Source organism: Geobacillus thermopakistaniensis, from assembly GCF_000498995.1.
Lineage (GTDB): Bacteria > Bacillota > Bacilli > Bacillales > Anoxybacillaceae > Geobacillus > Geobacillus thermoleovorans.
On sequence record NZ_AYSF01000111.1, the window covers coordinates 81,742 to 92,619 of the forward strand.

Annotated in this window: 11 protein-coding genes and 3 pseudogenes; 13 read left to right on the forward strand and 1 reads right to left on the reverse strand. The window is 53.3% G+C overall.

Features of this window, described 5'->3' with window-relative positions:
- The first annotated feature begins 11 nt into the window (after positions 1-11).
- The 13 genes and pseudogenes from T260_RS121905 to T260_RS1000000140595 form a co-directional block, all read left to right on the forward strand.
- Complete coding sequence (locus T260_RS121905) at positions 12-410, forward strand: cytidine deaminase (protein WP_021322326.1); 399 nt, start codon at positions 12-14, stop codon at positions 408-410.
- On the forward strand, positions 403-1,311 hold the full coding sequence (gene era, locus T260_RS121900; protein WP_011231968.1) for a GTPase Era: 909 nt from the start codon (positions 403-405) through the stop codon (positions 1,309-1,311). The genes T260_RS121905 and era overlap by 8 nt, the downstream gene beginning before the upstream one ends.
- A 101-nt stretch (positions 1,312-1,412) precedes the next feature.
- Positions 1,413-1,556, forward strand: coding sequence for a YqzL family protein (locus tag T260_RS1000000139275; protein ID WP_011231967.1), 144 nt, complete (start codon positions 1,413-1,415; stop codon positions 1,554-1,556).
- 31 nt (positions 1,557-1,587) lie between these two features.
- Positions 1,588-2,376 carry a DNA repair protein RecO gene (gene recO / locus T260_RS121895; RefSeq protein ID WP_011231966.1) on the forward strand — a complete coding sequence of 263 codons (789 nt, stop codon included), beginning with the start codon at positions 1,588-1,590 and terminating at the stop codon, positions 2,374-2,376.
- 72 nt (positions 2,377-2,448) lie between these two features.
- On the forward strand, positions 2,449-3,072 hold the full coding sequence (gene ccpN / locus T260_RS121890) for a transcriptional regulator CcpN (RefSeq protein WP_272945229.1): 624 nt from the start codon (positions 2,449-2,451) through the stop codon (positions 3,070-3,072).
- 22 nt (positions 3,073-3,094) lie between these two features.
- A complete protein-coding gene (locus tag T260_RS121885; RefSeq protein ID WP_011231964.1) occupies positions 3,095-3,895 on the forward strand; it encodes a pyruvate, water dikinase regulatory protein in 801 nt (266 codons plus the stop codon).
- Between the two features lie 533 nt (positions 3,896-4,428).
- Positions 4,429-6,225 carry a DNA primase gene (gene dnaG, locus T260_RS0121265; protein WP_011231963.1) on the forward strand — a complete coding sequence of 599 codons (1,797 nt, stop codon included), beginning with the start codon at positions 4,429-4,431 and terminating at the stop codon, positions 6,223-6,225.
- Positions 6,226-6,259: 34 nt separating this feature from the next.
- Positions 6,260-7,387 (forward strand): RNA polymerase sigma factor RpoD, encoded by a 1,128-nt coding sequence (gene rpoD, locus T260_RS121880; RefSeq protein ID WP_011231962.1) that lies wholly within the window; start codon positions 6,260-6,262, stop codon positions 7,385-7,387.
- Between the two features lie 73 nt (positions 7,388-7,460).
- Positions 7,461-7,976 carry a hypothetical protein gene (locus tag T260_RS121875; protein WP_023634655.1) on the forward strand — a complete coding sequence of 172 codons (516 nt, stop codon included), beginning with the start codon at positions 7,461-7,463 and terminating at the stop codon, positions 7,974-7,976.
- 108 nt (positions 7,977-8,084) lie between these two features.
- Entirely contained in the window at positions 8,085-8,447 is a 363-nt protein-coding gene (gene cccA / locus T260_RS121870; RefSeq protein WP_011231960.1) for a cytochrome c550, read from the forward strand.
- A gap of 144 nt (positions 8,448-8,591) precedes the next feature.
- Positions 8,592-9,296, forward strand: coding sequence for a tRNA (adenine(22)-N(1))-methyltransferase (locus T260_RS121865; protein ID WP_023634656.1), 705 nt, complete (start codon positions 8,592-8,594; stop codon positions 9,294-9,296).
- A pseudogene (locus tag T260_RS1000000140590) lies at positions 9,293-10,057 on the forward strand (Nif3-like dinuclear metal center hexameric protein); the annotation flags it as partial. The gene T260_RS121865 and the pseudogene T260_RS1000000140590, both read left to right, overlap by 4 nt.
- Before the next feature lie 25 nt (positions 10,058-10,082).
- Positions 10,083-10,535 (forward strand): annotated as a pseudogene (locus tag T260_RS1000000140595) (Nif3-like dinuclear metal center hexameric protein); the annotation flags it as partial.
- An 81-nt stretch (positions 10,536-10,616) separates the two neighbouring features.
- Here T260_RS1000000140595 and T260_RS1000000140420 read toward each other — a convergent pair.
- Positions 10,617-10,878: pseudogene (locus tag T260_RS1000000140420) on the reverse strand (4-hydroxy-3-methylbut-2-enyl diphosphate reductase); the annotation flags it as partial.

The following is a 10,878-nucleotide window of genomic DNA, read 5'->3' on the forward strand; positions in this document are numbered from 1 at the left end:
AGAGTCAACTCGTGGAGATTGAGCAGCTCATTGTCGAAGCGAAAAAAGCGCGCGAACTCGCCTACGTGCCGTACTCGAAGTTTCCAGTCGGCGCCGCGCTGTTGACGAAAGGCGGCAGTGTGTACCGCGGCTGCAACATTGAAAACGCCGCCTACAGCGTGTGCAATTGTGCGGAGCGGACCGCGTTGTTTAAGGCATATTCGGAAGGGGAGAAGGAGTTCACTGCTCTTGCGGTCATCGCCGACACTCCCCGCCCGGTGCCGCCGTGCGGCGCATGCCGCCAAGTGATCGCCGAACTTTGCCACGGCGATATGAAAGTCATTTTAGCCAACCTCAAAGGCGATGTGAAAGTCATGACAGTCAGCGAATTGCTGCCAGAAGCTTTTTCAGCGGAGGATTTGCATGCGTAAAGAAGGATACAAATCAGGATTTGTTGCCATTATCGGAAGACCAAACGTAGGAAAGTCGACGTTTTTAAACCGCGTCATCGGGCAAAAAATCGCGATTATGAGCGATAAACCGCAAACGACGCGCAATAAGATTCAAGGCGTGTACACGGACGATGACGCGCAAATCATCTTTATCGACACGCCTGGGGTGCACAAACCGAAGCATAAGCTCGGCGACTTTATGATGAAAGTGGCGCTCAATGCGCTTCGCGAAGTGGATTTGATTTTGTTTATGGTCAATGCCGAGGAAGGATTTGGGCGCGGTGAGGCGTTCATCATCGAACGGCTGAAAGAAGTGGACACCCCGGTGTTTTTAGTCATCAATAAGATCGACCGCGTCCATCCGGATGAATTGCTGCCGCTCATTGACCGATACAAAGATTTGTACCCGTTTGCTGAAATCGTGCCGATTTCGGCGCTTGAAGGGAACAATGTCGACCGCCTGCTTGAGCAAATTAAAGAGCGGCTGCCGGAAGGGCCGCAATATTATCCGCCGGACCAGATTACTGACCATCCGGAGCAGTTTATCATCGCCGAGCTCATTCGCGAGAAAGCGCTTCACTTAACGCGCGAGGAAGTTCCGCACTCGATTGCTGTCGTCGTCGAACGCATCGAGCGGCGAGAAGGGTCGCCAACGGTGTATATTAGCGCGGTGATCGTTGTGGAGCGCGATTCGCAAAAAGGAATCATCATCGGCAAGCAAGGCCGGATGCTGAAGGAAATCGGACAGCGGGCGCGCGCTGACATCGAAGCGCTGCTTGGGTCAAGAGTGTTTTTGGAACTGTGGGTCAAAGTGCAAAAAGACTGGCGCAACCGCCTTTCGCAGCTGCGTGATTTCGGGTTCCGTGAAGACGAGTATTGACGGTTAGAAAATTTTACGCGACATAAACCGTTTTTGCCTGAGCCAACCTATAGGTAAACCACCAATACGCAATGCCTGCAGGCGGAAAGAGGTGTCATTCCATGCTTGAGTTTACGTGGAAGTTGTTTAGCCAAACAGGCAATATCGACACGTACCTCCTATTTAAAGAGTTGGAACGAGAGCAACAGTTTGGCGGTGAAGAGCAAAACGCTGAACAGAAAGAAATCGACCAGCCGATCTCGTAGCATCGTTGTTGGTAGAAGCGGTGGTGATGGGATGTTCGAAACGTGTGAAGCGATCGTCATGCGGACGGTCGATTATGGCGAAACAAATAAAATTGTTACATTGTTTACCCGAGAATGGGGAAAGGTGGCTGCGATGGCAAGGGGAGCGAAAAAGCCAAGCAGCCGCCTTTCTGCTGTTACGCAGCCGCTCTCATACGGCCATTATGTCATCCGCCGCAGCCGCGGCGTCGGCGTTCTTCACCAGGGAGAGCTCATCGACTCGATGCGGGCGCTGCGCGAAGATTTGTTTGCCGCCGCCTATGCGGTGTATATTGTAGAGCTCACCGACAAAAGCACGGAAGAGCAAAAGCGCAATCCGTACTTGTTTGAGCTTCTTTTGCAGACACTACAATATATGAGCGAAGGCCGCGATTTAGAGATTTTGACGTTCATTTACGAAATGAAAATGCTTGCAGTGCTTGGCATTCCGCCGGTGCTGGACCGTTGTGCCCGCTGCGGGGCGACGGAGGGGCGCTTCTCGTTTTCCGTCAAGGAGGCGGGCTTCCTTTGCCATCGCTGCGAGGCGTCCGATCCCCATCGGTTCCCGCTCTCTTCGGCTTCCGTCCGGCTGTTGCGCCTCTTTTTTCATATCGATCTTGCTCGGCTTGGATCCATATCGGTGAAAGAAAGCACAAAGATGGAGCTGGGCGCCGTATTGTCCGCCTATTATGATGAATATGCCGGCCTGTCGCTGAAGACGAAGCGTTTTTTGCAGCAAATCGGTGAACTGAAAGACAAGCTCAGCCCCGACGGAGGGCAAGGAGCATCATTTTCATTGTGAATGGGGCGTGTAGTATAATATAAATGAGAGTGATAGCGTGTGGGACCTTTTTTGGCAAGGTGGTGAACGACGATCGAACTAAATAAACGCCAAGAGCAGATTTTGCAAATTGTGAAAGACTACGGGCCGATCACCGGAGAAAGCATCGCTGAGAAACTGAACTTAACGAGGGCGACGCTGCGGCCGGATTTGGCCATCTTGACGATGGCTGGCTACTTGGAAGCGCGGCCGCGCGTCGGCTATTTCTATACGGGAAAAACCGGCAAGCAGCTGTTCGCCGATAAAATGAAAAAGATGAAAGTCGAGGATTACCAATCGATTCCGGTTGTCGTCAATGAGAATGTGAGCGTCTATGATGCGATCGTCACAATGTTTCTAGAGGACGTCGGCACGCTGTTTGTCGTCGATGACGAGTCGTTGCTTGCGGGCGTTTTGTCGCGCAAAGATTTGTTGCGCGCAAGCCTCGGCAAGCAGGAACTGACGGCGATCCCGGTCAATATTATTATGACGCGGATGCCGAACATCGCCGTTTGCTACAAGGACGACCCGCTCATTGACGTGGCTGAACAGCTGATTGAAAAACAGATCGATGCCATGCCGGTCGTGCGCAAAACGGAGAAAGGATATGAAGTGATCGGCCGTATTACGAAAACGAATATAACGAAAGCATTCGTGTCGCTAGCCAAAGAGGACTAAATCCAAACAAAGGAGGAGAAGAATGAACCAGCGCCTTGTTTACGTCGTATCCGATTCCGGCGGGGAAACGGCCGAGCTTGTCGTCAAAGCGGCGGCCAGCCAGTTTCACGCCTCGCCGATTCAAGTGAAACGCGTCCCGTATGTGGAAGATAAAACGACATTGGCTGAAGTCGTCGCTTTAGCGAAAATGAACCGCGCCATTATCGCGTTTACGCTCGTCGTTCCGGAGATGCGGGAATTCTTGCTCGCCGAAGCGGCGCGCGAAGGGGTCGTCGCATACGATATCATCGGTCCGCTCATTGAAAAGATGAGCCATTTGTTCCAGCTGACGCCAAGATATGAGCCGGGTCAAGTGCGCGTACTTGACGAAGATTACTTCAAAAAGATTGAAGCGATCGAATTTGCCGTCAAATACGATGACGGGCGCGACCCGCGCGGCATTTTGCGCGCCGATATCGTGCTCATCGGCGTATCGCGCACATCGAAAACACCGCTGTCGCAATATTTGGCGCATAAGCGGTTGAAAGTGGCGAATGTGCCGATCGTTCCAGAGGTCGAGCCGCCGGAGCAGCTGTTTCGAGTCGGTCCGGGGAAATGCTTCGGCTTGAAAATCAGTCCGGATAAACTGCTTTCGATCCGCCGCGAGCGGCTGAAATCGCTCGGCCTGAACGACCAGGCGATTTACGCCAATATGGATCGAATCAAAGAGGAGCTCGCTTATTTTGATGAAGTCGTGAAAAAAATCGGCTGCGACGTCATCGATGTGACGAACAAGGCGGTCGAAGAGACGGCGAGCATCATTATGAAAAAGTTGAAGCGCTAGCTTCGCCTCATCCGCACGATTTCTTGATTTGGAGTCGTGCGTTTTCTTATGGCATATTGCCGCGATTTATATTATAATAAAAAATTGCGAGAAAAATGACCTATATAGGTTTAGAGCGGCCATGAGACGAGTAAACTATTTATAGCCGCTTGTCAAGAAGAACGAAAAAAAGATTTTCGACAAAGTTGTCAATCATTCGGCAAAAAAGCAGGATTTTTTTGCGATGGTGTAGAATAATAGGAGGTGTAAAGCAACCCTTGCTTTGAGAGCGCGGTCATCTGCTGCATAAGATCATCAAGAAAAAAGTGAAATTTTCTTTTTCTTGCTGAAATATAATATACCGAAGCGCATCTTCGAGATGCACCGCTCTGATGAATCTTTGTCCAGACGGCGGGCTGAGGGGCGGGAAGCGGATGATCAAGCCAGCCGACTTTACGGGCAAGGGGGCGAAACGAACGTTTTGAAAAAATTTGTCGAAATGGAAAGGAAAATCGGCTTGCTGCCGAGAATAAATACGATACGGGGTTGTTCGTATGGGACATCGCATTCCCGAGGAAACGATTGAAGCCATCCGCCGCGGCGTTGACATCGTTGACGTCATTGGCGAATACGTCCAGTTGAAAAAGCAAGGCCGCAACTATTTTGGCTTATGCCCGTTTCATGGAGAAAAGACGCCATCGTTTTCCGTTTCCCCAGAAAAGCAAATTTTCCACTGCTTCGGCTGCGGGGCAGGGGGGAATGCCTTTACGTTTTTAATGGATATCGAAGGCATTCCGTTTGTGGAAGCGGCGAAACGTCTTGCGGCCAAAGCAGGGATCGACTTGTCCGCCTATGAGCTGGACAGCCGCGGGAGTGATGGCAGCCGGGCCGACGAGGCGAAGGCGATGGTCGAAGCACACACGTTGTTGAAACGATTTTACCATCATTTGCTTGTCCATACAAAAGAAGGACAAGCCGCGCTCGATTATTTGCAGGTGCGCGGGTGGACAAAAGAAACGATCGACCGATTTGAAATCGGCTATGCGCCGGATGTTCCTGATGCCGCCGTCAGGTTGCTGGAGAGCCGTTCGTTTCCGTTGGTGTTGATGGAAAAGGCGGGCTTGTTGGTGAAAAAAGAAGACGGGCGATACGTCGACCGCTTCCGGAATCGGATTATGTTTCCGATCCATGATCATCGCGGCGAGACGGTTGGTTTTTCCGGCCGTCTGCTCGGCGACGGGCAACCAAAGTACATGAACAGCCCAGAAACGCCGATTTTCCGCAAAGGCACGCTTTTGTATTTTTTTCACGAGGCGCGCGTGTCAATCCGCAAGCGTCAAGAGGCGCTGCTCGTTGAAGGGTTTGCCGATGTCATCTCTGCCGTGCAGGCCGGCGTTGACTATGTGGTGGCAACGATGGGAACGTCGCTGACCGAGGAGCAGGCACGCATTTTGCGCCGCCATGCGGAAACGGTCACGATTTGCTATGACGGCGACAGCGCCGGAACGGAAGCCGCCTGGCGCGCCGCCGAACAATTGAGCGCGTTCGGGTGCCGCGTGAAGGTAGCGTTGCTCCCGGACGGGCTGGATCCAGATGAATATATACGCACTTGCGGCGCCGACCGTTTTGCCGAAGAGATCGCCGCCGCCCGGCCGCTCATGGCGTTTAAAATGGATCGTTTGCGGCGGGGAAAAAATTTGCAGGAAGAAGGCGACCGGCTCCGTTATATCGAGGAAGCGCTCCGAGAAATCAGCAAGCTGTCGAGCCCGGTGGAAAAAGATTATTATATGCGCCAGCTTGCGGATGAGTTTTCGTTGTCGCTCTCCGCGCTTTACGAACAGTTGTCCCGCTCCAAGCCGGAACAGCCAAAGCCGCAGGTGAATGACGGCGGAAAACCGGTCCGGCCGGCATTGACGAAAAAATTGCTTCCGGCCTTTCAAAATGCCGAGCGGTTGCTGCTTGCCCATATGATGCGGAGCCGCGATGTGGCGTTCATCGTTCAGGAGCAGGTCGGCGGCCGATTTAATATCGAAGAGCATCGGGCGTTGGCTGCTTACATTTACGCCTTTTACGAAGAGGGGCATGAAGCCGACCCCAGCGCGCTCATGTCTCGGCTTCCCGGCGAGTTGCGGACGCTGGCGAGCGAGCTGTCGCTTTTGTTGGTCGCAGACGACGTTTCCGATCGGGAGCTTGCCGATTGCATCCGGCATGTGTTGAATCACCCGAAATGGTTAATGCTAAAGGAAAAAGAGCAAGAAAAGACGGAAGCGGAGCGAAGAAAAGACTTTTTGACGGCCGCCCGCATCGCGAAAGAGATGATTGAGATGAAAAAAATGTTATCTTCTTCATAACATGGTGGTATGAGTTTTTAAAGGAGGTAATGAAATGGCTGAAAAACCAGCCCAATCAAAGCAGGCTGAAGCTGCCGGCGAATCGCTTGAACAAGTGAAAGAGCAACTCGCTGAGCTCGGCAAAAAGCGGGGGATCCTCACCTATGAGGAAATCGCTGAGCGGTTGTCTGGCTTTGATTTGGACTCCGACCAGATGGATGAGTATTATGAATACCTCGCTGAGCAGGGCATTGAAGTGATCAGCGAATCCGACCTTGAGGCCGATCCGGACATCGACGACTTGGCCAAAGAGGAAGAATTCGACTTAAATGACTTGTCCGTTCCTCCCGGCGTCAAAATCAATGACCCGGTGCGCATGTACTTGAAGGAGATCGGCCGCGTGCCGCTGTTGTCGGCGGAAGAAGAAATCGAGCTGGCGAAACGGATCGAGCAAGGCGATGAAGAAGCGAAACGCCGGCTGACGGAAGCGAACCTCCGCCTCGTCGTCAGCATCGCCAAACGGTATGTCGGCCGCGGCATGCTCTTTCTTGATTTGATTCAAGAAGGGAACATGGGGCTGATCAAGGCGGTCGAAAAGTTTGACTATCGGAAAGGCTACAAGTTCAGCACGTACGCGACGTGGTGGATCCGCCAAGCCATCACAAGGGCGATCGCCGATCAGGCGCGGACGATCCGCATCCCGGTTCATATGGTCGAAACGATCAATAAACTGATCCGCGTCCAACGGCAATTGCTCCAAGACCTCGGGCGCGAACCAACGCCGGAAGAAATCGCCGAGGAAATGGATTTGACACCGGAAAAAGTGCGGGAAATTTTGAAAATCGCCCAAGAACCGGTGTCGCTCGAGACGCCGATCGGCGAGGAAGATGACTCGCATCTTGGCGATTTCATCGAAGACCAAGACGCGACATCGCCATCCGAGCACGCTGCTTACGAGCTGTTGAAAGAGCAGCTCGAAGATGTGCTTGATACGCTGACGGATCGCGAGGAAAATGTGCTGCGTCTCCGCTTCGGGCTTGACGACGGACGGACGCGGACGCTCGAAGAAGTCGGCAAAGTGTTCGGCGTGACGCGCGAACGCATCCGTCAAATTGAAGCCAAAGCGTTGCGCAAGCTGCGCCATCCAAGCCGCAGCAAACGGCTGAAAGACTTTTTAGAGTGACCGGTTTGTTCGATAGTTTACTTCTTCGGAAGTAAACTATTTTTTCTTTCTTTATGGGAAAGGTGGTCTATCTATGAATCGGCAACGACGGGAAACGATCATCCAAGAAATCGAATATTGGAAACGTTCGCGCCTTCTGCCGGAACATTATTGCGACTATTTGCTCGCGTTGTACACGGAAGGAGACGCCCGTTCGCACGGACGACGGTGGCGCAGCTCGCTCGCCGCTGGTCTCTGTTTATTGCTTCCAGCCGCTGCTCTTGTCATTTATTTTACTGAATTGTCATTCGTTTTGCAAACGCTCCTTTTCGCCCTATTTTTGGCTGCCTGCTTGTTCTTTTGTTGGCGGTGGCGGAACAAGCGAGAGCTCCTTCACTTTCCGCTCATCGGAAGCGCCTGGATTTTGCTTATGGCATCCATTCTTGAGGTTGATCGGTATTTTCCCAGGCAAACGGGTGCGCTAGTAGCTGTCGTGCTCGGAAACTGTGTTCTCTGGTTTGTTGTCGGCCGCCTGCTTCACCTTCGCTACTTTTCGCTCGCCGCTGTCAGCGGGGCGTTGCTTGTAACCGCCGCCATCTGGTGGCGCTGAGGCGTGTTGTTGCCTTTTCGGCAACTTAGGGCTTTTCCTTGTCCATTATTTACAGTAAAATAAAATTGTTTGCAGCGTTCTTCATTATACATAAGGGAGGTAAAAGAGATGAACCGCAATCCGCTCATCCCGTTTTTCATCATCATGGCATTCGGGATTGTGCTGACGTTCGTCTTGTCGTTTAAAGGGCTAGGCGATGCGAAGGAAATGGCCAAAGAGAAAAAAGGCGGCGAAAAAACGGAACAAACGGCCGAATTCAACCCAGAACAGTTTTACCAACAAACGTGTTCTGGCTGTCACGGCCAAAACTATGAAGGCGGCGTCGGTCCATCGTTGAAAGGGGTCGGGCAACGGCTGTCGATGGACCAAATTAAAGACGTCATCCAACACGGGCGCGGCAACATGCCGCCAGGGCTTGTGCCGGCGGATAAAGCCGATGCCATGGCGAAATGGCTCGCCGGTTTAAAATAATGGATGGTGAACATCCCTTTGCTTTTTGGCAAGGGGATGTTTTGTTTAGTACAATAGAGGCGCGCGGTGTTGGAGAGGAAAGGAGGGGAAGGCGAACCGCCTTCGCGCTGCAGGTGGCGGAAGGTTGGTTGCCATTGCGGTGCTATGAACGAATTTCGCCTGTCGAAACGGCTGGAAACGGTCGCCTCATTCATTCCAAAAGGGGCGGTGCTTGCTGACATCGGGTCGGATCATGCGTATTTGCCTTGCTATGCCTGCTTGCACGGCTGCGCATCAAAAGCCATTGCCGGCGAGGTGGCGGACGGACCGTTCCGCCTAGCGCAGCAGCAAGTCGAGAAGTCCGGGCTTTCTCATCTCATTTCCGTGCGCAAAGGGGATGGGCTTTCGGTCCTTGCCCCGGGGGAGGCGGACTGCATCACGATCGCCGGCATGGGTGGGGCGCTTATCGCCCGCATTTTGGGCGACGGAAAGGAAAAGCTTGCCGGTGTCAAACGGCTCATTTTGCAACCGAACATCGGTGCGGAACTTGTTCGCCGTTGGCTTCTTGATCATGGGTGGGAGCTCGTGGCTGAGCGCATTTTGAAAGAAGATGGGCAAATTTATGAAGTACTCGTCGCCGAGCCTGGCGCCCCCCGACGGCCTTACCGACATCTTGAGGCGGAGCTGCTCCTTGGACCGTTTTTGCGCCGGGAAAACAGCGAGGTGTTCCGCGAAAAGTGGAAGCGCGAGATTGAAAATTGGAAACGGATCATCGCTGATTTGACGGCCAAAGGGCAAAGTGAAGCGGCTGAGCGGAAAAAGCGTGAACTGGAGAGAAAAGTTCAATTGGTGGAGGAGGCGTTGTTATGAGCCGCGTTCCGTACGGCTATGAAATCATTCAGCTTCTTGAGCAGCTTGCTCCGAAACAGTTGGCGATGGAAGGGGATCGGATCGGTCTGCAAATCGGGACGCTAAACAAGCCGGTCAAAAAAGTGATGATCGCTCTTGATGTGCTCGAAGATGTCGTTGTCGAAGCGATCGATCAGCAAGTGGATTTAATCATCGCCCACCACCCGCCGCTGTACCGCCCGCTGAAGCAATTGCTGACTGATGATGGGCACGGGCGGATGATCGCCGCGTGCATCAAGCATGACATTGCGGTGTACGCCGCCCATACGAATTTAGATGTGGCCGATGGCGGTCTGAACGATTGGCTTGCCGAGGCGCTCGGCTTAAACGATACGGCTGTGCTTGTGCCGACGTATATCGAACCGTTGAAAAAGCTCGTTGTTTATGTGCCGGTGACGCATGCTGAGGTGGTGCGGAAGGCCTTAGGCGATGCCGGCGCCGGGCATATCGGCCGCTACAGCCATTGCACGTTCAACAGCCGCGGCGTCGGCACGTTTTTGCCGCACGAAGGGGCGCGGCCGTTCATCGGCGAGCAAGGGCGGCTCGAGGAAGTTGAGGAAGTGCGCATCGAAACGATCGTGCCGGCCTCTCTTGAACGGGAAGCGATTCAGGCGATGCTGGCTGTTCATCCGTATGAGGAAGTGGCCTATGATATCTATCCGCTTGACAATGAAGGCCGCCGCTTCGGGCTCGGGCGCATTGGCCGGCTGCCGCAGCCGGTGAAAATTGGGCCGAAAANTGGCTGTTCATCCGTATGAGGAAGTGGCCTATGATATCTATCCGCTTGACAATGAAGGCCGCCGCTTCGGGCTCGGGCGCATTGGCCGGCTGCCGCAGCCGGTGACGCTTGGCGCTTTTGCCGAGCAGGTGAAAACGGCGTTTTCCGTTCCGGCGGTGCGCGTCGTTGGCCGGCTGGATGATCTCGTGCAAACGGTCGCGGTGATTGGCGGGGATGGGAATAAGTTTGTCGCTGCCGCCGCATCGGCCGGGGCGGACGTATACGTGACAGGGGATGTGTATTACCACACCGCCCATGACGCCCAAGCGCTCGGCCTTCACATCATTGATCCGGGACATAATGTAGAAAAAATCATGAAAGAAGGCGTAGCCCGATACTTAATCACTGAGCTCTCGAAACGTCAATGGGAGGCAGAAGTGGTTGCTTCCAGCGTCCATACTGATCCGTTTCAGTTCGTATGAACGGCCAACGAAAAAGGCTGTCCTGGATGAGCGGTTCAACCGTTTGTCCAAGACAGCCTCTCTTTATGGATGAAACAACCGTCACTCTTCTTTCTTTGTTTTCACTTTCGGCAAGATTTTTTGCAGCGGCACTTTCCGTTCCCTCTTCCATGTCGATGGGTCGTTCGGGTCAAACTGCTCCAAAAAGTCGATCACTTCTTTCGTAATCGGCGTCGGGGTGGAAGCGCCGGCGGTGACAGCGACTTTTTTCGCATCTTTAATCCAGTTGATGTCGATTTCCGTCACATCAGCGACGCGATACGCCTTCGTGCCGGCGATCTCTTCCGATACTTGGGCGAGGCGG